Here is a 22955-nt window from a genome sequence, read left to right as displayed (position 1 = left end):
ACCGTGACCACCCCCGACCTCCCCCTCGTCCCCTCCGGTGGCTGCGGCGACGGCTGCGGCTGCGGGGCCGGCGAGGAGACCTACCTCGAGTGCGGCCTCGACCCCGCACTCGCCCAGCTGCTGGCCGACGCGGGCCTGGACCCCGTGGAGGTCGAGGACATCGCCAACGTGGCCATCCAGGAGGACCTGGCCGACGGTGAGGACGTCACCACCGTCGCCACCATCCCCGAGGACGCGGTCGCCACCGCCGACTTCACCGCCCGCGAGGCGGGCGTGGTCGCCGGCCTGCGCGTCGCCGAGGCGGTCCTCTCCGTCGTCTGCACCGAGGAGTTCGAGGTCGAGCGGCACGCCGAGGACGGCGACCGCGTGGAACCCGGCCAGGTGCTCCTCTCCGTCACCACCCGCACCCGCGACCTGCTCACCGCCGAACGCGGCGCCCTCAACATCCTGTGCCGCCTCTCCGGCATCGCCACCGCCACCCGCGCCTGGGCCGACGCCCTCGAGGGCACCCGCGCCAAGGTCCGCGACACCCGCAAGACCACCCCCGGACTGCGCAGCCTGGAGAAGTACGCGGTGCGCTGCGGCGGCGGCGTCAACCACCGCATGTCCCTCTCCGACGCGGCCCTGGTCAAGGACAACCACGTCATCGCCGCGGGCGGCGTCGCCCAGGCCTTCCAGGCGGTCCGCGAACGCTTCCCGGACGTCCCCATCGAGGTCGAGGTCGACACCCTGCACCAGCTCCGCGAGGTGCTGGACGCGGGCGCCGACCTGATCCTGCTGGACAACTTCACGCCCGGCGAGTGCGAGGAGGCCGTCGCCCTGGTCAAGGGCCGCGCGGCCCTCGAGGCGTCCGGCCGCCTCACCCTCGACAACGCCAAGGCGTACGCCGACACCGGCGTCGACTACCTCGCCGTGGGCGCCCTCACCCACAGCTCTCCCATCCTGGACATCGGCCTCGACCTGCGAGCGGCGGAATAGACCCATGCTGCTGACGATCGACGTAGGCAACACGCACACGGTCCTGGGCCTCTTCGACGGCGACGACATCGTCGAGCACTGGCGCATCTCCACGGACGCGCGCCGCACGGCCGACGAAATGGCCGTCCTCCTCCAGGGCCTGATGGGCATGCACCCGCTGCTCGGCGAGGAGCTGGGCGACGGCATCGACGGCATCGCCATCTGCGCGACGGTCCCGTCCGTGCTGCACGAACTGCGCGAGGTCACCCGCCGCTACTACGGCGACGTCCCTGCCGTCCTCGTCGAGCCCGGCGTCAAGACCGGCGTGCCGATCCTCACCGACAACCCCAAGGAGGTCGGCGCGGACCGGATCATCAACGCGGTCGCCGCCGTCGACCTCTACGGCGGCCCGGCCATCGTCGTCGACTTCGGCACGGCCACCACCTTCGACGCGGTGAGCGCGCGCGGCGAGTACGTCGGCGGTGTCATCGCGCCCGGCATCGAGATCTCCGTCGAAGCCCTGGGCGTCCGCGGGGCCCAGCTGCGCAAGATCGAAGTGGCCCGTCCCCGGTCCGTCATCGGCAAGAACACGGTCGAGGCCATGCAGTCGGGCATCATCTACGGCTTCGCCGGCCAGGTGGACGGTGTGGTCAACCGCATGGCCCGTGAGCTGGCGGACGACCCCGACGACGTCACCGTCATCGCCACGGGCGGCCTGGCCCCCATGGTCCTCGGCGAATCCTCCGTCATCGACGAACACGAGCCCTGGCTCACCCTCATCGGCCTCCGCCTCGTCTACGAACGCAACGCCTCCCGCCTCTGACGCCGTCCACACCTCCCCCGTTCACTGAAGCGCACCCGGTGCGGGCGCCGGCCGGGGGTGGGTAGCGCTGGCCCCGCTGCAGGGGTGCCTCCCCCACTCTCGGCTGCGCTCGAGCGGGGGCACCCCCATCGCCCACCCTCCCCCACGCTCGACTTCCCTCGAGCGGGGGGACCCCCATCGCCCCAGCGGCACGAATGCCGGCAGTGACGAGGCTGCGCTGCCCGCAGCTGGGGAGGCACGGCTGCCCGCGGCGAGGCGGGGTAGCCGCGCACGGCGATCAGCAGGGCACCGGTCTTGGGCGTTGCCGCAGTCGCGCGCGGCGGGGAGGGGTCGGGGTGGTGGTGTCCGCCCGCAGCGGCTGGCGCGTCCGCGCCCGTACTCCGGTGAGAGACCTATTTCGCGCCAGACCGAGGACGGATACCACCGGCCCGGCCCCGACTCACCCACCCGGCGTGGGCGCTACGCGTACCCCCACCGGAGCCGCAGTTGCGCCGCAGGCATGGCCACGCGCACCCCCACTCGGCCGCACCGGCCAGGCGAGTGGCAGCGGGCGCCACGCGTGGCGCCTATCACCGTGTTTGTCTGATTAGCGCGTATCGTCGCCGCATGCCCACGCCATACGGATCCCGCGGCGGCATGGCGTTCGGTGTGGAGGAGCTGCGTGTGCTCCGCCGCGCCCTCGCCCTCGCCCTTCACCCCACCTCCGCCTCGGCCGAGGACGTCCAGGACTGCCTCCGCCTCGCCGACTCGCTCGACGAGGCCACGCGGGAGAGTGCCCGGCTGCGTGCCTTCCTCGTGGCCGACCTCGGCCGCTACCGCGCCGCCCTCCCCGGCACCGCGGCCGGCTACCTCACGCTCCTGGAGGAGGCGCTGGGCGCCGGATACCGCCCCGTCCCCGAGGACCTCGCCGCCCTCCGCGCCCTGCGCGGCAACCCCACCGCGGCCATCCTCCTGCACCGCTGCCAGCACCTCGCCGAGCAGGACGTCCGCTCCCGCCTCGCCTCCCGGTCAGTCCCCGCCCCCGCCGCCCCCGCGGAGGAGACCACTCCGGCGACGACGACCGAGACGGCCCCGGCCACCCCGGCAGCTCCAGCAACCCCGGCGATCCCCGCGTCCCGCAAGCGCACGCGCACCCGCATCCGCCCCCGCACCACCGCCGCCCACCTCCTCGCCCTCCCCGGCGGCCGGTCCGCCTCCGCTGCCGCCCAGGGCGACGGGCAGCCCGAGCAGCCCACCCGCAAGCCCACCCCGTCCCAGCCCCAGCAGCCCAAGACCCAGCCGAAGCCGGCCACCCCCGCCTCCCCCGGAGGCCCCGGCGCCACCCCCAGGCGCAACCGCCCGGTCCCCACACCCGGCGAGGTCTTCCCCCGGCGCAAGCCCACCCCGCCGCCCCCGCCCCCGGACCAGCAGCTCGCCGCCGGCTGACCCCGACCACCCGCCGCCGCCCCGGGCCCCCGGCCTCCCGGCCCCGGCCTCCCGGCCCCGGCCTCCCGGCCCCCGGTAGATCGCAGCCTCCCGCTGGCTACTCTGGACCCATGGACTACGTCTCCGCCCTGCTGCCCCCGGCCGTCATGGCCGCACTCTTCATCGGCGTGATCCGAGTGATCATCAAGACCCAGGGTGGCGCCAACAAGGCCAAGGAGGACGCCGCCGTCGACGCGGCCCTCGCCCGCGCGGAGGCCGCCAAGCAGTCCGGCCCCACCGCCGAGGGCACCCAGAGCACCACCTGACCACCGGCACGCACCCACCGGCTCACACCGGCTGACACCCACGCCCACGGGGTGTACGGCCCGCACGGACCCGCAGACCCGCAGTCGCACCCGCAGACCCGCGGTCACCCCACCCCGTGCCCACCCGTACGCCCCTTTTGTCCACGTTGCGCACGCCACCGCGGGGATCTCCCACTATTGTTCGAGGTGTGCCTCGCCCATTGGGAGAACTCGAAGACGCGGTCATGACGCGGGTGTGGAAGTGGAACCGCCCGGTGACCGTTCGAGAAGTCCTGGAAGATCTCCAGAAGGAACGCTCCATCGCCTACACCACGGTGATGACCGTTTTGGACAATCTTCATCAGAAGGGCTGGGTGCGCCGCGAGGCGGAAGGCCGGGCCTATCGATATGAGGCGGTCTCCACTCGCGCCGCCTACGCGGCCGCACTGATGAACGACGCCTGGTCGCAGAGCGACAACCCCGCTGCGGCCCTCGTCGCCTTCTTCGGCATGATGAGCGACGAACAGCGCAAGGCCCTGACAGATGCCATACGCATCGTCCAGCTTCCGGAAACAACGGAACCCGCCGAGAACCCCCGCCCGGAGAACCCCGAGGCCGGGAAGGCGGCCACCGAGAACGCCGGGACCGGGAACGCGGCGTCCGAGATGCCGGACACCGAGAACCCCGCCGTCGAGAACGACGCCGTCGAGAACGACGCCGCCGAGAAGCCCGGCACACAGAACGCCCCGTCCGAGAACCTTCCGTCCGAGAACCTTCCGTCCGGGAACGGGAACCCCCGCGGCGAGAACCCCGGCTCCGCAGAGGACCGCCCCGGACGATAGCGTCCGCTCATGTCAGCAGACAGCTCAGCAGACACCCCCGAAGTCACCGCAAATGCCCTCACCGTCCGACGAGCCCGCACCAGCGATGTCCCGGCGGTACGCCGGCTCCTCGACATCTACGTCCGCGACGGCATCCTCCTCGACAAAGCGACGGTCACCCTTTACGAGGACATCCAGGAGTTCTGGGTCGCGGAACGGGACGACAACGCCGAGGTCGTCGGGTGCGGCGCCCTGCACGTGATGTGGGAAGACCTCGCGGAAGTCCGCACCCTGGCGGTGCAGCCCGGCCTGAAGGGCGCCGGTGTCGGACACCGCCTGCTGGAGAAGTTGCTGCAGACCGCCCGCTGGCTCGGTGTTCGCCGCGTATTCTGTCTCACCTTCGAAGTGGAGTTCTTCGGCAAGCACGGCTTCGTGGAGATCGGCGAGACACCCGTCGACACCGAGGTCTACGCCGAGCTGCTGCGTTCCTATGACGAGGGTGTCGCGGAGTTCCTCGGTCTCGAACGAGTGAAACCGAACACCCTGGGCAACAGCCGGATGCTTCTGCATCTGTGATCGTCGCGGAATCCGCCCCCGGCCCCCTTGACGCGGTGCCCTATGTCCGAAACGCGCATGTTTCCGGGCCGGGCCCGGCGGGCCGGACTCTGCCGGGGGTTTGTGTTTTTACGGCAAAAGCGGTTTGCTTTCCGACGTACTGCAGTACTGCATATAACAGGGGCCGGCGATACGGCGGACGCCGGCACTCCCTGGTCCCGTAGATATCGATGAAAGGAAATCCGGTGGCACAGAAGGTTCAGGTCCTTCTTGTCGACGACCTCGACGGCGGCGAGGCGGACGAGACCGTGACGTTCGCACTGGACGGCAAGACGTACGAGATCGATCTCACCACCGCTAATGCGGACAAGCTCCGCAGCCTTCTCGAGCCTTACGTGAAGAACGGTCGTCGTACCGGAGGCCGCGCCTCGGGCGGACGGAAGTCGCGTTCCGCGTCGTCCGGCAGCCAGGACACCGCGGCCATCCGCGCCTGGGCAAAGGAGAACGGCTACGAGGTGAACGACCGCGGTCGCGTCCCCGCGTCCATTCGCGAGGCCTACGAGAAGGCCAACGGCTGAGGGCCGGTCCGGCCGGCCCCGAAGCGGCCCGTCACAGGGCCGGTACGACCGCCGCCTGGGCGCACCCGCGCCGCAGCCGGACCCGGTGGCACTGCGTGGCCACCGCGCTCACCACTCGCGTGAGATCGAGGGCGCCCGCGCGGCCCCCCATCGCCGACAGCGTCGGCAGCGAGGCCGTGCCCTCGCACCCCGGCTCGGGGGGCCGCAGCCATACGGCGGCCCCTCGCGAGCGGGCATGTCCCCGAGCCGGCGCGGGCAGGGGCGCCGGCGCCTCCATCAGGCACCCCGCGCCCATCCCCACCAGGTCGAGGCGGACGTCTCCCCACTCCAGCCACTCCAGCAGTCCCGGCAGCTCCTCCGCGCCGCCCGCGGCCACCAGCAGACGCATCCGGTCGCCCTGCACGGCCACCGGGAAGGCGCACCCCGCCGGGGCCAGGCGGCACAGCGCCGCGTACCCCGCCTCGGCCGGCACGTCGAGGACGTCGAAGCGCACCCCCACCACCAGACGCACCGGATCCCCGGGCACCGTGGGCCACCCCAGCACGTTCTCGTACCAGTGCCGGACCCCTTCCAGGGGCGTGCTCTCCGCGCCCGCCGAGGCCGAATCGAACGGCTGGCGCGGCGGCGGGACGGTGGGGGCCATGCCAAGTGCAACTGCCACAAGCGGGCCAGGGTTACGCTGTGTTCATACACGTATGCGGAGAGTGTCGAACGAGGGGGCGTGCGGGGGCGGTAAACGGCGCAAGGTTGTTCGCCCGTAGCGGAGGGAACCCGTGCACTCGGCATGGACTCTCTGTAGCTGCGGGTAAGACATCCCTAGTGGGAGGGGGCGACAAGCAGGGCAGGACGTCTCACGTTCGCCATGGGCGTACTGGCGATGGGGGTAACTGCCTGGCCTGCGGGAACATCGTCTCGCACCATCGGGTTGGAGCAGATGTCGGCGTTCGGGGTCAGGAGGCCATCGACGGTGTCGGCAGTTGGAATGAGCGGTCCCCGCTTGCGGGACTAAGCTGCGGAAGGACAGGGAGGGGAAGTTCCCCTCACTGCCTGACCGCTCTGAGGAGCGATTAACGATGTTCGAGAGGTTCACCGACCGCGCGCGGCGGGTTGTCGTCCTGGCTCAGGAAGAAGCCCGGATGCTCAACCACAACTACATCGGCACCGAGCACATCCTCCTGGGCCTGATCCACGAGGGTGAGGGTGTCGCCGCCAAGGCCCTTGAGAGCCTCGGGATTTCGCTCGAGGCGGTCCGCCAGCAGGTGGAGGAGATCATCGGCCAGGGCCAGCAGGCGCCGTCCGGCCACATCCCCTTCACCCCCCGTGCCAAGAAGGTCCTGGAGCTGTCGCTCCGCGAGGCCCTTCAGCTGGGCCACAACTACATCGGCACGGAGCACATCCTGCTCGGCCTGATCCGCGAGGGCGAGGGCGTCGCCGCCCAGGTCCTGGTCAAGCTGGGCGCTGATCTGAACCGCGTGCGGCAGCAGGTGATCCAGCTGCTCTCCGGTTACCAGGGCAAGGAGACCGCCACCGCCGGCGGTCCTGCGGAGGGCACGCCTTCCACGTCCCTGGTCCTCGACCAGTTCGGCCGGAACCTCACCCAGGCCGCTCGTGAGTCCAAGCTCGACCCGGTGATCGGGCGCGAGAAGGAGATCGAGCGGGTCATGCAGGTGCTGTCCCGCCGTACCAAGAACAACCCGGTGCTGATCGGTGAGCCCGGCGTCGGCAAGACCGCCGTCGTGGAGGGCCTCGCCCAGGCCATCGTCAAGGGCGAGGTGCCCGAGACCCTGAAGGACAAGCACCTCTACACCCTCGACCTGGGTGCCCTGGTCGCCGGTTCCCGCTACCGCGGTGACTTCGAGGAGCGCCTGAAGAAGGTGCTCAAGGAGATCCGCACCCGCGGCGACATCATCCTGTTCATCGACGAGCTGCACACGCTGGTCGGTGCGGGTGCCGCCGAGGGCGCCATCGACGCGGCGAGCATCCTCAAGCCGATGCTGGCCCGTGGTGAGCTGCAGACCATCGGTGCCACGACGCTGGACGAGTACCGCAAGCACCTGGAGAAGGACGCGGCCCTGGAGCGCCGCTTCCAGCCGATCCAGGTCGCCGAGCCGTCCCTGCCGCACACCATCGAGATCCTCAAGGGCCTGCGCGACCGGTACGAGGCGCACCACCGCGTCTCCATCACCGACGAGGCGCTGGTCCAGGCCGCCACCCTGGCCGACCGGTACATCTCGGACCGCTTCCTGCCGGACAAGGCGATCGACCTGATCGACGAGGCCGGCTCGAGGATGCGCATCCGCCGGATGACCGCGCCGCCGGACCTGCGCGAGTTCGACGAGAAGATCGCCGCGGTCCGCCGGGACAAGGAGTCCGCGATCGACTCGCAGGACTTCGAGAAGGCCGCCTCCCTGCGTGACAAGGAGAAGCAGCTCCTGGCCGCCAAGGCGAAGCGGGAGAAGGAGTGGAAGGCCGGCGACATGGACGTCGTCGCCGAGGTCGACGGCGAGCTGATCGCCGAGGTCCTGGCGACCGCCACCGGCATCCCGGTCTTCAAGCTCACCGAGGAGGAGTCCAGCCGTCTGCTCCGCATGGAGGACGAGCTGCACAAGCGGGTCATCGGCCAGGACGACGCCGTCAAGGCGCTGTCCAAGGCGATCCGCCGCACCCGTGCGGGTCTGAAGGACCCCAAGCGTCCCGGTGGCTCGTTCATCTTCGCCGGCCCGTCCGGTGTCGGTAAGACCGAGCTGTCCAAGGCGCTCGCGGAGTTCCTCTTCGGCGACGAGGACGCGCTGATCTCCCTCGACATGTCGGAGTTCAGCGAGAAGCACACGGTTTCGCGGCTCTTCGGTTCGCCTCCCGGCTACGTGGGCTACGAAGAGGGCGGTCAGCTGACCGAGAAGGTCCGCCGCAAGCCGTTCTCCGTGGTCCTGTTCGACGAGGTGGAGAAGGCCCACCCGGACATCTTCAACTCGCTGCTGCAGATCCTGGAGGACGGTCGCCTGACCGACTCCCAGGGCCGGGTCGTGGACTTCAAGAACACGGTCATCATCATGACGACCAACCTCGGCACCCGGGACATCTCCAAGGGCTTCAACCTGGGCTTCGCCGCCGCGGGCGACACGAAGACCAACTACGAGCGGATGAAGAACAAGGTCTCGGACGAGCTCAAGCAGCACTTCCGTCCCGAGTTCCTCAACCGTGTCGACGACGTGGTGGTCTTCCCGCAGCTGACCCAGGACGACATCCTGCGGATCGTCGACCTGATGATCGGCAAGGTGGACGAGCGCCTGAAGGACCGGGACATGGGCGTCGAGCTCTCCCAGTCCGCCAAGGAGCTGCTGGCCAAGAAGGGCTACGACCCGGTGCTGGGCGCCCGGCCGCTGCGCCGCACGATCCAGCGCGAGATCGAGGACTCGCTGTCGGAGAAGATCCTCTTCGGCGAGCTGCGTCCCGGTCACATCGTGGTCGTGGACACCGAGGGCGAGGGTGAGAACCAGAAGTTCACCTTCCGCGGCGAGGAGAAGTCGGCCCTGCCCGACGTCCCGCCGATCGAGCAGGCCGCCGGCGGCACGGGTCCGAACCTGAGCAAGGACGTGTGACGCTCCAGCCGGCCTGAGAGCGACGAAGGGGCTGCCCCGGACTTTCCCGGTCCGGGGCAGCCCCTTTTCTGGTGCCTGCGCGTCCCTGCGGCCCTGAGGGCGGTCAGGACAGCCCCTGAGGCGGTCAGCACGGCCCTGAGGGCGTCAGGAGAGCTGTCCGTCGTAGTCCGGCAGCTTGAAAGTCTTCTCCGCGTGGCCGCCCGACAGGTCGGTGGCGCTGTTGCCGATGTTGGCGATGATCGTGTAGCCCTTGCGCTCGATGTCGATGCGCTGGGCCGTCTTGTACTCGGCGACGTCCTTGAACAGGTCGAGGAAGCCGCGCACGTACAGCCCGGAGGACTCGTAGCCGGCCTGGTCGAGGTTCCACGCGGTGGGGGCGTGGATGATGTCCGGGCGGGCCGTGACGAAGAACAGGTCGACGCCGCGCTCCTCGGCGTACTGGGCGACCTTCCGGACCGGCTTGTTGGCCGGCTGCGGGAAGCTGAAGCCGAAGTCGGTCTCCAGGGCCGTGTTGTCGATGTCGAGGACGATCGCCTGCTTCTCGCCGGGCTTGCCCTGGGCGATGCGCTCCTGGAGGTAGGGCAGGGCCTTGTCCATCACCGCCTGGCAGTCCCGCTGCCAGGTCTCGTAGTCGACGGCCGCGGCGGTGGACGACGCGGCGGCGGCGGGAGCGGCGGCGGCCGGGGCCGGGAAGAGCTGCGTGGAGGCGGCGGAGGCCGGTGCGGAGGCCGGGGCGGCGGAGGCGGGGGACGCCTCGGCGGGGGCGGCCAGGGCCACTAAGGCGGTCGCGGAGACGGCGGTGACCGGTACGCGGTTCAGCCAGGTGTGTCGGCTCTTCATGGGGGGTGTCCTCTCACGTCCGTGCGCTACCAACATGTCGTGTGCATGTTCGTGTGCGAGGGTGACGCGAGGTGAACCGTAGAGTTACCCGGCGGTAGCTGCCTAGAGGCTTGCGCCACATTTCTGGGGTCCTAAAAGAGGCCCTCCGGTGACATGCTCCACAGGCGATATGTCCGGTACTAGCCGGAATAGTGGTACAGCTACCGAATCAAAATCGGACATTCAACGCAAAGCTCTGATCGATCAGCCTGAAATGGGGGTTTCGCCTCGTAAGAGGGCTGTGTCAAGAGACGTGCATCTCACCCCAGATCTACGAGGTTCCGTCGTAGATCACACCTTTGCCGTGTTGTGGGCGAAAGGGCTACCAATGAACAGCCACCGAGACGCGGTCCTGTGCGTCGGGTGGTTTTCCTCTGTCCCCTTCCCCATGAGGTTTCGATGTTCGAGCGCGTCACGTCCCGTACCTTCCGTCCGTCCCTGAACCGCACTCGCGCGGCCGTGCTGGCCGCCGGCCTGGCGGGCTCGGTCGCGATGGGTGCCGGGATCGCGGCAGCCGCCGACACCACGGCCGCTTCCGGTGCCGCCACCGCCGTCCAGGCGCAGGCGGCCGCTCAGGCCAAGGCCGCGCAGGCCCAGGCGGTGAAGGCCGAGAAGGCGGCCGCTGCCAAGAAGGCCGCGGCCGCGAAGGCCGCCCAGGCCAAGAAGGCGGCCGAGGCCGCCGCCAAGAAGAAGGCCGCTTCCTGGGTCAGCCCGGTGAAGAACTACAAGCTGTCCGCGAGCTTCGCCCAGAACGGCGGCATGTGGGCCAGCAAGCACAGCGGTCAGGACTTCGCCGTCCCGACCGGCACCCCGGTGAACGCCACCCACGGCGGCACCGTCGTCAAGGCCGGCCCGAACGGCGCCGGTGACGGTCCCGCGTACGGCAACGCCATCGTCATCAAGCACGGCAACGGCACATACTCCCAGTACGCCCACCTGTCCTCGGTGAACGTGAAGGTCGGCCAGGTCGTCAAGACCGGCCAGAAGATCGCGCTGTCCGGCAACACCGGCAACTCCAGCGGTCCGCACCTGCACTTCGAGATCCGCAAGACCCCGAACTACGGCTCCGCGATCGACCCGATGAAGTTCCTGCGCGCCAAGGGTGTCTGACCGGCGCGGTCAGCCGGAGAGCAACTCCCTAAGAACCCCGCGCACCCCGGTGCGCCTGGGTGATCAGATCGGTGGCGACCTCGAGGACGGCCTTGCGCTTGTCGTCGGGGTCGCCTTCGACGTCCTGCAGGACGTGCATCCCGGCGTGCAGGGTGAACAGGGCGCTGACGCTGCGCACCTGGTCGACCAGCTCGGCCTCCGGGTCGAGGAGTATGTCCCGCAGGCCCATCAGGCGGTTCTTGAACATGTCGCCGATGCTCAGCTCACGGATCGTGGCCTGGTTCTCCTGCATGAAGCGGAACAGGGGGGCGGCGGCGCTCAGCGCCTCGCTGTAGCGGCGCAGGATCTCGTGCTTGGTCTCCAGGGTGCGCGGCTGCTGCCGTGCCCACTCGACCAGCTCCTCCACGGGCCGGGTGAGGTCCTCGAAGATGCTGACGAGGATCTCTTCCTTGGTCTTGAAGTGGTAGTACAGGGCGGCCTTGGTGACTCCGAGGCGCTCGGCGATCTCGCGCAGGGAGGTCTTCTCGTAGCCCTGCTCGGCGAAGAGTTCGAGCGCCACGTCCTGGATGCGCTGGCGGGTGTCCCCGCGGCGCCGCTGCTTGGTGCCGTCCATGGTGCCGCCCATCTTCCTACGCGACCTGCGCTCCCAAAAACTTACTTGACGCCCGGCTAGTTCGGGGTTTAGCTTCCAGTGTAGTGAACTAGCCGGGCGGCAAGTAAGTAGGGCTGCGCGGCTCAGGTACGACTGGGGGAGCGGGTAGACGATGACGGATGCATCGGCGGCGGGCATCGCCGGGCAGCAGGGTGGCGGCAAACAGCCGCGGAGTGTGCGGGTGGTCCTGCTCGCGCTGATGATCGCGATGATGCTCGCAATGCTGGACAACATGATCATCGGCACCGCGATGCCGACGATCGTGGGCGAGCTGGGCGGCCTGGAGCACCTCTCCTGGGTGGTCACCGCCTACACCCTCGCCACCGCGGCCTCCACCCCGGTCTGGGGCAAGATCGGCGACATGTACGGGCGCAAGGGCTCGTTCCTGGCCTCCATCGTGATCTTCCTGATCGGCTCGGCGCTCAGCGGCATGGCCCAGAACATGGGCGAGCTGATCGGCTTCCGCGCGATCCAGGGCCTGGGCGCCGGCGGTCTGATGGTGGGCGTCATGGCCATCATCGGCGACCTGATCCCGCCCCGTGAGCGCGGCAAGTACCAGGGCATGATGGCGGCCGTGATGGCGCTGGCCATGATCGGCGGCCCGCTGGTCGGCGGCACCATCACCGACAACTGGGGCTGGCGCTGGGCCTTCTACATCAACCTGCCGCTCGGCGCGATCGCGCTGGCCGCCGTCGCCACCGTGCTGCACCTGCCGAAGAAGCGGTCCGAGGCCGGCATCGACTACCTCGGCGTCGTGCTGCTGACCGTCGGCATCACCGCGATCGTCCTGGTCACCACCTGGGGCGGCACCGAGTACGCCTGGACCTCCGCGCGGATCATGGAACTGTGCGCCATCGGTGTGGCGGCGCTGATCGGCTTCGTGTACTGGCAGGCCCGGGCCGCCGAACCGGTGCTGCCGCTGCACATCTTCCGCAGCCGCAACTACACCCTGATGTCCATCATCGGCTTCATCACCGGCTTCGTGATGTTCGGCGCGACGCTGTTCCTGCCGCTCTACCAGCAGGCCGTGCAGGGCGCCTCCGCCACCAACTCGGGCCTGCTGCTCCTGCCGATGCTCGGCGCGATGCTGGTCACCTCGATGGTCGCGGGCCGGGTGACCACCAGCACCGGCCGCTACAAGATCTTCCCGGTGGCCGGCAGCGCCCTGGTGATCACCGGCCTGTATCTGCTGTCCACCATGGACACCGGCACCTCCCGGCTCACCTCAGGGATCTTCATGGCCGTCGTAGGCTTCGGCATGGGCTGCCTGATGCAGATCACCATGCTGATCGCGCAGAACAGCGTGGAGATGAAGGACATGGGCGTGGCCTCCTCGTCCGCGACCCTCTTCCGCACCCTCGGCTCCTCCTTCGGTGTCGCGGTGATGGGCGCGCTGTTCAACAGCCGGGTCCAGGACGTCATGGGCGAGCGGGCCGGGGCGCTGAGCTCCCGGATCACCGAGCACTCCGCCCAGCTGGACGCGGCGAGCCTGGCCAAGCTGCCGGAGGCGGCCCGCGAGGCCTACCAGCACGCCGTGTCCTCCGGCACCCACGGGGCGTTCCTGCTCGGCTCCTTCGTCGCGGTGATCTCGCTGGTGGCGGCCGTGTTCGTCAAGGAGGTCCCGCTGAAGGGCGCGGGCCCGAAGGACGCGCGGCCCGGGGACGCCCCCGCGCCGGCCTCCGTGGGCGAGGCCGTCTGACCGCCCGCCCCCCCTTCCGCGCGAAGAGCCCTCGGCCCTGCCCGCCGGGGGCTCGTCACGTGCGGGGGCCTCCTCGCGGCGCGGGGCCGGTGTCGGACCCCCGTGCCACCATCGGTGCCATGGACAAGGAGCGGCAGCTGAGGCCGGCCAAGGACGCGATGGACCGGGACCGGGCCGACCCGGACCTCGACCTGGACGCCGTCGCCGCACACGCCGGGTACTCCCGCTACCACTTCCTGCGCGCCTTCAAGGAGACCTACGGCGAGACCCCCGGCCAGTACCTGACGCAACGCCGCATCGAGCGCGCCGAGGAGTATCTGCGCGTCGCCGGTCTCAGCGTCACGGAGATCTGCCATCTGGTCGGCTTCAGCAGCTTCGGCACGTTCTCCGCCCGCTTCAAGGCCCGCACCGGACTGACCCCCACCGAGTACCGCGCCCGGCACGTCGGCCGCGGCGCCGCCCTCATCCCCGGGCGGGCTCACATCACCAGGCGGGCTCACATCAGCATCGGGTAGCTGCCCGTGTCCGTGGGCGCGTGCTCCGGCAGCCACAGCACGGCGACCGCGCCCTCGGCCGGTACGCCCTCCGGCGCCCCGGCCGGGCGGACGTTGCGGAAGGTCAGCCGGGCGCCCAGCACCCGGGCCTGCCCGGCCGCGATGGTCAGGCCCAGGCCGTGACCCCGGCCCGCCCGGTCCTTGCTGCCGGTGCGGAAGCGGCTCGGGCCCTCGGCCAGCAGGTCCTCCGGGAATCCGGGGCCGTGGTCGCGGACCCGGATCACCCGGCCCTCGACGGTGACCTCGATGGGCGGTCTGCCGTGCCGGGCGGCGTTGGAGAGCAGATTGAACAGCACGCGCTCCAGGCGCCGCGGATCGGTGGTGACCTCCGACTCGTGCACCACGTGCACGGTGACACCGGGTTCCCGCGCCGCCACCCGCCGGGTGACGAACTCACCGAGCAGGATGTCCTGCAGCTCCGCCCGCTCCGAGGCGCCGTCCAGCCGGGCCACCTCCAGCACGTCCTCGACCAGGGTGCGCATCGCCTTGGCCCGGTCCAGCACCAGCTCGGTCGGCCGGCCCGGCGGCAGCAGTTCCGCGGCCGTGAGCAGTCCGGTCACCGGGGTGCGCAGCTCGTGCGCGATGTCGGCGGTGACCCGGCGCTCGGCCTCCAGCCGCTGCTGCAGCGCCTCCGCCATGGCGTCCACCGCGCTGGCCAGGTCGTCGGTCTCGTCGCGCACGACTCCGCCGATGGCCTCGCGCACCCGCACATCCGTCTCGCCCTTGGCGACCCGGCCCGCGGCGGCCGCCGCCTTGCGCAGCCGGCGCGACAGATGCCCGCCGATCAGCACCCCGAGCGCGCTGCCGCCGAGGACGACCGCGATGGAGCCGATCAGCAGGGCCTGGTCGAGGTCCTTGAGGATGTCGGAGCTGCGGTCGGTGAAGCCCGAGTGCAGCGACATCACCTGGCCGTTCTTCAGCGGCACGGCCGCCCATATGTCCGGCGTGCCGCCCGGCCGGTCGGCCACATAGGTGGCCCGGCGCCCCGCCTCGACCTTCTCCCGCAGCTCGTCCGGCAGCTCCGGGTCGTTGATCTTGGTGTTGGGGAAGTTCAGCCGCCCGGACAGCTCGTAGTTGCGCTGCGCGACCATGATCCGCTCGTCGGCCAGATCCCGGGCGTTGTCCAGCATCGAGACCCGGGCCGCGTTGTGCACGACCAGGCTCAGCACGACCGCCACCAGGGTGCCGACCAGCGCGATGGCCGCGCTCAGCTTCCAGCGCAGCCCGGCCCCGAGACCCAGTCGCTCCACACCCGCGGCCACCAGGCGGCACAGCCGCCCCCGACGTCGCCCCCGCATCCGTCCGCTCAGGCCTTCAGCTTGTAACCGAAGCCCCGCACCGTCTCGATGCGGTCCTGGCCGATCTTCGTCCGCAGCCGTTGCACATGCACATCGACGACCCGGGTGTCGCCGCCCCAGCCGTACTCCCACACCCGTTCCAGCAGCTTGTCGCGGGAGAGCACGGTGCCCGGCGCGGAGGAGAACTCCAGCAGCAGCCGCATCTCGGTCGGGGTCAGCGCCACCGGCTCCCCGGCCCGGCGCACCTCCATGCCCTCGGTGTCGATCTCCAGCTCCCCGAAGGCCAGCACCCCGCCGTCGTCCGCGGCGTCCCGCGCCTCGCGGCCGCCGCCGGCCCGCTCGAAGCGCCGCAGCACCGCCCGGATCCGGGCCACCAGCACGGCACCGTCGAACGGCTTGGTCACATAGTCGTCGGCGCCCGCCTCCAGACCGAGGACGACATCGATGGAGTCGGCGCGGGCCGACAGCATGATCACCGGGACCATCGACTCGTCGCGGATGCGCCGGCACAGGCTCACGCCGTCCAGGCCGGGGACCATCACGTCGAGCAGCGCGATGTCCGGCTGGTTCGCCCGGAACGCCTCCAGCCCCGACAGCCCGTCGGGCATCGCGGTGACGGCGAAGCCGTCCCGCTCCAGGGCGAGCTGGGTGGCCTCGCGGATGACGTCGTCGTCCTCGACGAACAGCACATGGGTCTGGTCTGCCATGGGTCAGTCTCAGCCTTCGGGCACCGGGGTCGGCTCCTGGCCGGCCACCTTGCCGTAGTCGTTGTGCGTGCGGTACTCCTCGGTGAAGCGTCCCGAGGCCCAGCGGTAGGTGATCACGTTCTCCCCGGACGGGCTCGACACCGGGTCGCCCGGGTCGTACACCTGCTTGGTCACCACCAGGTCCCCCCGGTCGATCTCCGCGTACACCGGAGGCTCCTCGGCCGTGAACACATTGCGGTACCTGCCGCCCTCGAGGCGATACACATACGAGCCGACCCCCACGGCGTCCCCGCAGGTCAGCACGTTGATCACGACGTCGTCGGCGGAACCGCCGGTCAGATTGCCGTAGGAGACGTCGACCGGGTACTCGTCGGCGACGCACGGCTTGAGGTCCCGCTTGACCTCCGCCGAGACCGCCGGGTCGTTCTTGATCAGCCGGACCGGGTCCACCCGGTCGGGGGTGCCGTCGCCGGCGTCGGCCGCGGCGCTGGCGCTCGGCACCGCGTCCGCCTCGGCGCGCGCCGGGCCCTCGTCCCGGGTGCCGGTGCCGCCGGTGCCGCAGCCCGCGGCGAAAAGCCCGAGGGCGGCGAGCACGGCCGTCGCCGTACCCGCCGCCTGTGCGGTCTCCCGGGCCCGCTGGGACCCCGCGCCGGTCAGGCCGCGCAACGCTCCCGCTCCTCACGCTCCAGCGCGCGTGCGTCCGACTCGCGCGCCTCCAGCTCCTCGCGGAGCCGGGCGAGCGCCCGGTGCAGCGTGCTCTTGACCGTTCCGGCCGACATGCCGAGTGCGGCGGCCGTCTCCTCCGTGGACATCTGCTCCCAGTGTCGCAGCACCACGACACTGCGCTGCTTCGGGGCGAGCACCTTCAGTACGTCCATGAGCAGGGCGCGGTCGGCGTGCTGCTCGGTGGCGTCGTCCACGCTGGCGTCCGGGAGCTGCTCGGTCGGCACCTCCTCCAGCTTGCGGGCCCGCCACCACTCGGTCCGCGTGTTGATCATGACGCGGCGCAGGTAGGCGTCGGCGAGGCGCTTGTCCTCTATGGTCTCCCAGCGGCCGTAGGTGCGGGCCAGCGCCGTCTGCAGCAGGTCCTGCGCGTCCACCGGGTCCGGGACCAGGCGGCGGGCGCTGCGCAGCAGCGCGTCCTGCCGCGTGCGGACGTACTCCTCGAACTCGAGCACCTCGCCCTGCGCCATCGTGAACCGCCTCCTGCTCCCCGTTTTCCGGCCCGCCCCGTACGGGCCGGTGCACTGCCTGTGTTTCCGTGGTCTGCGCGCCCCTCGGCGGGGCGCGCAAATGAAGCTACGGAGGGGTTGTCACGGGCCTGTGCGAGACAGCCTGCGGGCAGCCCTCGGCTGTCCGTCGGTTGTGTAACGGAAGGAGGAAGCGGGTAAATCGGCGCTTCGATTGGTGCTGTTATGGGTGATTCGGGCGTTTGATTCCGTGCCGGGAGTGACGCCCGAGGTGACAGTGCACTGCCGGTGCGGCAGGCGGCCCTACCGGTGCGGCAGGCGGCGCTGCCCGTGCGTCAGGCGGGCACTGCCGGCGTGTCAGGCGACGGGCAGCCGGTACAGGCCGCCCGGCAGCGGCTCCACCAGACCGTCCGCGACCAGACCGTCCAGGGCGCGGGCCCGCTGCACCGGCTCGTGCCACACCCGGTCCAGCGCCGACTGCGGCACCGGGCCGTGCGCCTCCCGCAGCACCGCCAGCAGCCGGCCCCGCACCTGACGGTCCGTCCCGGCGTAGGTCTGGCCCCGGCGCGGCGGACCCTCGTGCGCCGGCTTGCCCGCCAGCCGCCAGGCGCACTGCGTGGCGATCGGGCAGCGGTGGCAGGCCTCGTTCTTCGCCGTGCACACCAGCGCGCCCAGCTCCATGGAGGCGGCGGCCCACCGCGCGGCGGTCGCCTCGTCCTCGGGCAGCAGCGCCCGGGCCAGCCGGCGTTCGGCGGCGGTGGTGGCGTTCGGGGGGTACTGCACCCCGGTGACCGCACGGGCGAACACCCGCCGCACATTGGTGTCCAGCACCGGGTGCCGCTGCCCGTAGGCGAACGACGCCACGGCGGCCGCCGTGTACTCGCCGATGCCGGGCAGCGCAAGCAGCTGGGCGTGGTCGGACGGCACGTCGCCGCCGTGCCGTTCCGCTATGGCGACGGCCGCGCCGTGCAGCCGCAGCGCGCGCCGCGGATAGCCGAGCCGGCCCCAGGCGCGCACCGCCTCGCCGGGCGCCTCCGCCGCGAGGTCGGCGGGGCGCGGCCAGCGGGCCAGCCACTGCTCGTAGACGGGCAGGACCCGGTTCACCGGGGTCTGCTGCAACATGAACTCACTGACCATCACCCCCCACGCGCCGGCCTCCGGGCGCCGCCATGGCAGGTCACGGGCGTGCTCGTCGAACCATTCGATCACGGGGGAGTGCAGCGGCTCGCCAAGAGCGCGCTCGGACGCGGAATCGGCGGTGCCGCCGTACGGGGGCTTCGTGGGAGCAGTCATGACCCGTCGATCCTGCCATGCCGAAGGGGGCCGGTCGGGTACATGCGGCGGTGCGTATGGGTGCGGTTTCCCGTCCGAGGCGGTGTCCGGTACCTGACGATCGGCAGCAGTGCCGTGCCGCCGCCGGCTTGTGGCGTCGGCGGCATGGAACGTCTCCGCCCCGCCCCGCCCGGCCGGGCGGCGCTGCTCTGGGCGGCCCTCGCCGGGCCGGCACTCGCTCCTGCGCGACCACGGCCTTCAGCGCCTCACTGCACACCTACGCCACAGCCGTGGCCAAGGGTGCAAGGGCCGCGATCGCGAAGGCGTGGTGGCCGGCGCGGCGGGCCCGCCACCAGGCGAGGACGAACAGGGCGACGAAGACCGGCAGCCCGGCCTCGGTGCCTGTCCCAGCCGCTGCCGCACCCAGTCCGGGGTGCCGTGCGCGTAGTCGGTGATGTCGCGGTGGAGCCGCTGTCCACGAAGTCCATGGTCACCGACCGTAGGCACGGCGGCGGTTCGGTCACACCCTGCGATCGTCAGGTGTGCGGCCCGACCAAAGACAGGGCCGGCAGGGCGAGTTCCGGAATGATGATCTGGAAAAGTTGCGGATCTCAGCGGCGGGTGGGGCCAGTCAACGCGCTGATCTCTCGTACAGTTTGCGCCGTGGGATCTCTGCGCAATCCGGTCGGGCCGCTTCCCTCCTCCATCTACTGGCGACGGAGGGTCGTACTGCTGTCTGTGCTACTGCTGTTGGCGCTGCTGATCACCTGGGTCGTCGTCAACCTGGGCGACTCGGGCGGGGGTAACCGTGACAACGGGGCCAACGGCAAGAATCCCGCGCCGTCCATCACTCCGGGGCCGTCCGGTTCCGGGCCGGCGATCAGCCAGGCACCGGGCGGGCGGGACGAGTCGGAGGGCGGTGGCTCCGGGGGTTCGTCCGGGTCGGGGGACGACGGGGCGAACGGTGACACCGGGGGAGCCGGGGGAGGCTCCGGCGACGGCACGGGTGCCGGAGGGAGCGCCGGAGGCGGCTCCGAAGGGGGTACGTCGGCCGGGGTCGGTGCGGGGGATGCGCTGCCGGCCGGGTCGGGGGCCGGCCTGCCCAACTGCACGCCGTCTGCGGTGCGGTTCAGCCTGCGGAGTGTCCGGAACACGTATGCGCCGGGGGAGAAGCCGACGTTCCTGCTGACCGCGCGGAATGTGTCGGGGAGTGACTGCAAGGTCGATCTCGGGCCGGAGAGTGCGGTGTTGACGGTCACTCAGGCCGGCGACGATGACGACGATGCGTTCTGGGCGTCGGACGACTGCCCCAAGGGGGCGGGGCATCTGGTGTTCCGGGTGCCGGCGGGGGATGCGATCTCCTACACGGTGAAGTGGGACCGGAAGCCGAGTGAGCCGGAGTGTGCGACGCCGAAGGGGGGATCGGCGAAGCCGGGGACTTACTTGGTGGAGGCGAAGGCGCCCGGGTTCAAGAAGGTGCAGACGTCGTTCGTGCTGGAGGCGGACTAGCGGTACCCGGTGCGGGTGCTGGCGGGGGGTGGGTGGCGCTAGCCCCGCTGTAGGGGTGCCGCTGCCCCCACCCTCCCCCACGTTCGGCTTCGCTCGAGCGGGGGGACCCCATCGCCCCAGGCGGCACGAATGCCCGCAGCGAGGTGGGTGCGACCGCCCGCAGCTGCGGAGCGGGGTGACTGCAGCTGACCCAGGGGCGCGCGGAACTGCGCGATCAGCCCCCACCGGCCCGCAGCCGCGTAGGAAACCGCACGCACCCTAGACGTAGCGCTCCAGGATCGAGCTCTCCGCGAGGCGCGACAGGCCCTCGCGGACGCTGCGCGCACGCGCCTCACCGACGCCGTCGACCGTCTGAAGATCATCGACGCTCGCAGCCAGCAGCTTCTGCAGGCCACCGAAGTGTTCGACCAGCCGGTCGATGATCGCCCCCGGCAGACGCGGGACCTTGGCCAGCAGCCGGAAGCCCCGCGGGGACACCACGGAGTCCAGCGCCTCCGGCGACCCCGTGTACCCCAGCGCCCGCGCCACCGTCGGCAGTTCGAGCAGTTCCGCATGGGTGAGCGCGTCCAGCTCGTTCAGCGCCTCCTCGACCGTGCGGGAGCGCTTCGCCGTGGGCTCGGGGACGTAGTCCCGCACGACCAGTTCGCGCTCGGGTTCGACCCCGGCGATCAGCTCGTCCAGCTGGAGTGCGAGGAGCCGCCCGTCGGTGCCCAGCTCGACCACGTACTCGGCGATCTCGGTGGCGATGCGGCGCACCATCTCCAGGCGCTGGGCGACCGCCGAGACGTCCCGGACGGTCACCAGGTCCTCGATCTCCAGCGCCGACAGCGTGCCGGCCACCTCGTCGAGGCGGAGCTTGTAGCGCTCCAGGGTGGCCAGCGCCTGGTTGGCGCGGGACAGGATCGCCGCGGAGTCCTCCAGGACACGGCGCTGGCCGTCGACGTAGAGGGCGATCAGGCGCATCGACTGGGAGACCGAGACCACCGGGAAGCCGACCTGCTTGGAGACCCGGTCGGCGGTGCGGTGCCGGGTGCCGGTCTCCTCGGTCGGGATGGTGGGGTCGGGGACCAGCTGGACGCCGGCCCGCAGGATCTTCGACAGGTCCGAGGACAGCACGATGCCGCCGTCGAGCTTGCACAGCTCGCGCAGCCGGGTCGCGGTGAACTCGACATCCAGGACGAAACCGCCCGTGCACAGCGCCTCGACGGTCTTGTCGGAGCCGAGCACGATCAGACCGCCCGTGTTGCCGCGGAGTACCCGCTCCAGGCCGTCACGCAGCGCCGTGCCGGGTGCCACGGCGCTCAGCGAGGCGCGCATCAGGCCCTCGGAACCGGCACTCCCGCCGGACTTTCCGGGAGCTGCTGCCCGGTCGTTGGCTGCCACTGCACTCCTCCGGTCGCAGGTTCTGGGGCGCCCCCGTTTCGCGCACTCGGTTCGTACGGACGGGCGAGACCTGGGAAAAGTCTACCGGCGGTCCTCCGCCTCCCGTGGGGCCTCTCGCCGACGGGAGCGCGGAAGGACGCGCAGAGCGTCCCCTATGTCCGCGACTTCCAGAACCTTCATACCGGCCGGAATCCTGCCCGGATCGCCCGGCACCAGGGCATGTGTGAAGCCCAGGCGGTGTGCCTCGGCGAGCCTGCGCTGCACGCCCGTGACGCGTCTCACCTCGCCCGCGAGTCCCACCTCGCCGATCGCGACCAGGTTCTTCGGCAGCGGAGTGTCGCTGGCGGCGGAGGCCAGGGCGAGCGCCACGGCCAGGTCCGCGGCCGGCTCGGAGAGCTTCACGCCGCCGACCGTCGCGGAGTAGATGTCCCTTTTGCCCAAGGCGCTGATCCGGCCGCGCTGTTCCAGCACCGCCAGCATCATCGACACACGTGAGGTCTCCAGGCCGGAGGTGGTGCGCCGGGGGGAGGGGATCTGCGAGTCGACGGTGAGCGCCTGCACTTCGGCGACCAGCGGGCGGCGGCCCTCGAGGGTGACCGTCAGGCAGGTGCCGGGGACCGGTTCGTCACGACGGGTCAGGAAAAGTCCGCTCGGGTCCGCGAGGCCCGTGATGCCCTCGTCGTGCAGTTCGAAGCAGCCGACCTCGTCGGTGGTGCCGTAGCGGTTCTTGACGCCGCGGACCAGGCGCAGCCGGGCGTGCCGGTCGCCCTCGAAGTGCAGCACCACGTCGACCAGGTGCTCCAGCAGGCGGGGGCCCGCGATCGCGCCGTCCTTGGTGACATGCCCCACCAGCAGCGTGGACATCCCGCGCTCCTTGGAGGCGCGGATCAGCGCCCCGGCCACCTCGCGCACCTGCGCCATGCCGCCCGGGGCGCCGTCGATCTCCGGGGAGGCGACCGTCTGCACCGAGTCCAGGATCAGCAGCGACGGCTTCACCGCGTCCAAGTGGCCGAGCACCGCGGCAAGATCCGTCTCGGCGGCGAGGTAGAGGTGGTCGTCGATGGCGTGGATGCGGTCGGCGCGCAGCCGGACCTGGCTCGCCGACTCCTCGCCCGTCACATACAGCGTGCGGTGCTCCTCGCTCGCCGACTTGGCCGCGACGTCCAGCAGCAGCGTGGACTTGCCGACGCCGGGCTCGCCCGCCACCAGCACCACCGCGCCGGGGACCAGCCCGCCGCCGAGCACCCGGTCCAGCTCCGGCACGCCCGTGGACCGGGCGGCGGCCTGCCGTCCGTCGACCTGGCCGATGGGGAGGGCGGAGGTGGTGACCCGGCCGGGCGTGGTCGTCCGGACCGCGGGCGCGCCGTACTCCTCGACGGTGCCCCAGGCCTGGCACTCGGGGCAGCGGCCGAGCCACTTGGCCGTCTGCCAGCCGCACTCGGTGCAGCGGTAGGACGGGCGGTCCTTGGTGGTCTTGGTGCGGGCAGCCATGCGCACAAGGTATAGGCCGCCTCTGACAGCGGGCGGCGTCCGGCCCCGGCCCCGGCGCCGGGCGGCGTCCGGCACCCGCGCGCCCCGCACCGAGGGCATCCCGGGCGCACGCTGGGAACTCGTGGGAAGAGCGCCCGGAAACGCGCCGGGAGTGCGCCGGGAACCGGCT

The 22955-nt window shown here is 71.1% G+C and carries 21 protein-coding genes and 1 pseudogene; 12 read left to right on the top strand and 10 right to left on the bottom strand.

The features are described 5' to 3' along the window. Window positions 1-3 precede the first annotated feature (3 nt). The 7 genes from nadC (at window position 4) to ABD198_RS18365 (ending at window position 5443) form a co-directional block, all read left to right on the top strand. Window positions 4-978: a carboxylating nicotinate-nucleotide diphosphorylase gene (nadC, locus tag ABD198_RS18395; RefSeq protein ID WP_344002742.1), complete on the top strand. Its 975-nt coding sequence runs from the start codon at window positions 4-6 to the stop codon at window positions 976-978. Window positions 979-982: 4 nt separating this feature from the next. Next, window positions 983-1780, top strand: coding sequence for a type III pantothenate kinase (locus ABD198_RS18390; protein WP_344002740.1), 798 nt, complete (start codon window positions 983-985; stop codon window positions 1778-1780). A 636-nt stretch (window positions 1781-2416) separates the two neighbouring features. Beyond that, window positions 2417-3205: a hypothetical protein gene (locus ABD198_RS18385; RefSeq protein WP_344002823.1), complete on the top strand. Its 789-nt coding sequence runs from the start codon at window positions 2417-2419 to the stop codon at window positions 3203-3205. Between the two features lie 110 nt (window positions 3206-3315). Next, entirely contained in the window at window positions 3316-3510 is a 195-nt protein-coding gene (locus ABD198_RS18380) for a hypothetical protein (protein WP_344002737.1), read from the top strand. 224 nt (window positions 3511-3734) lie between these two features. Continuing rightward, window positions 3735-4331, top strand: a complete 597-nt coding sequence (locus ABD198_RS18375; RefSeq protein WP_425580505.1) for a BlaI/MecI/CopY family transcriptional regulator — start codon at window positions 3735-3737, stop codon at window positions 4329-4331. 9 nt (window positions 4332-4340) lie between these two features. Further along, the gene (locus tag ABD198_RS18370) at window positions 4341-4886 is read left to right on the top strand and encodes an amino-acid N-acetyltransferase (RefSeq protein WP_344002732.1); all 546 of its coding nucleotides are present in this window, start codon (window positions 4341-4343) and stop codon (window positions 4884-4886) included. A gap of 224 nt (window positions 4887-5110) precedes the next feature. Continuing rightward, entirely contained in the window at window positions 5111-5443 is a 333-nt protein-coding gene (locus tag ABD198_RS18365; RefSeq protein ID WP_344002729.1) for a histone-like nucleoid-structuring protein Lsr2, read from the top strand. Between the two features lie 31 nt (window positions 5444-5474). On the opposite strand, the gene ABD198_RS18360 is transcribed toward ABD198_RS18365, so the two are convergent. Then, the gene (locus tag ABD198_RS18360) at window positions 5475-6086 is read right to left on the bottom strand and encodes an SCO3374 family protein (RefSeq protein ID WP_344002821.1); all 612 of its coding nucleotides are present in this window, start codon (window positions 6084-6086) and stop codon (window positions 5475-5477) included. A 430-nt stretch (window positions 6087-6516) separates the two neighbouring features. Between ABD198_RS18360 and ABD198_RS18355 the strand changes: the two genes are divergently transcribed. Continuing rightward, window positions 6517-9042 (top strand): ATP-dependent Clp protease ATP-binding subunit, encoded by a 2526-nt coding sequence (locus ABD198_RS18355; protein WP_344002726.1) that lies wholly within the window; start codon window positions 6517-6519, stop codon window positions 9040-9042. A 144-nt stretch (window positions 9043-9186) separates the two neighbouring features. Here the strand turns inward: ABD198_RS18355 and ABD198_RS18350 are convergent, their stop codons facing one another. Further along, entirely contained in the window at window positions 9187-9882 is a 696-nt protein-coding gene (locus ABD198_RS18350) for an HAD family acid phosphatase (RefSeq protein WP_344002723.1), read from the bottom strand. Window positions 9883-10320: 438 nt separating this feature from the next. Here ABD198_RS18350 and ABD198_RS18345 point away from each other — a divergent pair, with 438 nt between their 5' ends. After that, on the top strand, window positions 10321-11031 hold the full coding sequence (locus ABD198_RS18345) for a M23 family metallopeptidase (RefSeq protein WP_344002720.1): 711 nt from the start codon (window positions 10321-10323) through the stop codon (window positions 11029-11031). Between the two features lie 28 nt (window positions 11032-11059). Here ABD198_RS18345 and ABD198_RS18340 read toward each other — a convergent pair whose 3' ends face one another. After that, on the bottom strand, window positions 11060-11656 hold the full coding sequence (locus ABD198_RS18340; RefSeq protein WP_344002717.1) for a TetR/AcrR family transcriptional regulator: 597 nt from the start codon (window positions 11654-11656) through the stop codon (window positions 11060-11062). A 139-nt stretch (window positions 11657-11795) separates the two neighbouring features. Here ABD198_RS18340 and ABD198_RS18335 point away from each other — a divergent pair, with 139 nt between their 5' ends. Continuing rightward, a complete protein-coding gene (locus tag ABD198_RS18335; RefSeq protein WP_344002714.1) occupies window positions 11796-13382 on the top strand; it encodes an MDR family MFS transporter in 1587 nt (528 codons plus the stop codon). Between the two features lie 119 nt (window positions 13383-13501). Further along, window positions 13502-13855 (top strand): annotated as a pseudogene (locus ABD198_RS18330) (helix-turn-helix transcriptional regulator); the annotation flags it as partial. A gap of 23 nt (window positions 13856-13878) precedes the next feature. On the opposite strand, the gene cseC reads toward ABD198_RS18330, so the two are convergent. The 5 genes from cseC to ABD198_RS18305 form a co-directional block, all read right to left on the bottom strand. After that, a complete protein-coding gene (gene cseC / locus ABD198_RS18325) occupies window positions 13879-15234 on the bottom strand; it encodes a two-component system sensor histidine kinase CseC (RefSeq protein WP_344002708.1) in 1356 nt (451 codons plus the stop codon). Between the two features lie 8 nt (window positions 15235-15242). Continuing rightward, window positions 15243-15941 carry a two-component system response regulator CseB gene (cseB, locus tag ABD198_RS18320; RefSeq protein ID WP_344002705.1) on the bottom strand — a complete coding sequence of 233 codons (699 nt, stop codon included), beginning with the start codon at window positions 15939-15941 and terminating at the stop codon, window positions 15243-15245. Window positions 15942-15950: 9 nt separating this feature from the next. Beyond that, window positions 15951-16607 carry a hypothetical protein gene (locus ABD198_RS18315; RefSeq protein WP_344002702.1) on the bottom strand — a complete coding sequence of 219 codons (657 nt, stop codon included), beginning with the start codon at window positions 16605-16607 and terminating at the stop codon, window positions 15951-15953. Continuing rightward, on the bottom strand, window positions 16595-17134 hold the full coding sequence (locus tag ABD198_RS18310; RefSeq protein ID WP_167998589.1) for a SigE family RNA polymerase sigma factor: 540 nt from the start codon (window positions 17132-17134) through the stop codon (window positions 16595-16597). Before ABD198_RS18310 ends, ABD198_RS18315 begins: the two co-directional genes overlap by 13 nt. A gap of 354 nt (window positions 17135-17488) precedes the next feature. Further along, window positions 17489-18424 carry an HhH-GPD family protein gene (locus ABD198_RS18305; protein ID WP_344002699.1) on the bottom strand — a complete coding sequence of 312 codons (936 nt, stop codon included), beginning with the start codon at window positions 18422-18424 and terminating at the stop codon, window positions 17489-17491. Between the two features lie 642 nt (window positions 18425-19066). Between ABD198_RS18305 and ABD198_RS18300 the strand changes: the two genes are divergently transcribed. Further along, window positions 19067-19912 (top strand): hypothetical protein, encoded by an 846-nt coding sequence (locus ABD198_RS18300; protein ID WP_344002819.1) that lies wholly within the window; start codon window positions 19067-19069, stop codon window positions 19910-19912. A gap of 258 nt (window positions 19913-20170) precedes the next feature. Here the strand turns inward: ABD198_RS18300 and disA are convergent, their stop codons facing one another. Next, window positions 20171-21295: a DNA integrity scanning diadenylate cyclase DisA gene (disA, locus tag ABD198_RS18295; RefSeq protein WP_344002696.1), complete on the bottom strand. Its 1125-nt coding sequence runs from the start codon at window positions 21293-21295 to the stop codon at window positions 20171-20173. Window positions 21296-21376: 81 nt separating this feature from the next. Continuing rightward, window positions 21377-22786: a DNA repair protein RadA gene (gene radA / locus ABD198_RS18290; protein WP_344002693.1), complete on the bottom strand. Its 1410-nt coding sequence runs from the start codon at window positions 22784-22786 to the stop codon at window positions 21377-21379. Window positions 22787-22955 lie beyond the last annotated feature (169 nt).

It is taken from the genome of Streptomyces thermocarboxydovorans (assembly GCF_039524635.1).
Classification (GTDB): domain Bacteria; phylum Actinomycetota; class Actinomycetes; order Streptomycetales; family Streptomycetaceae; genus Streptomyces; species Streptomyces thermocarboxydovorans.
This window is presented reverse-complemented; position numbering and strand designations above follow the sequence as displayed.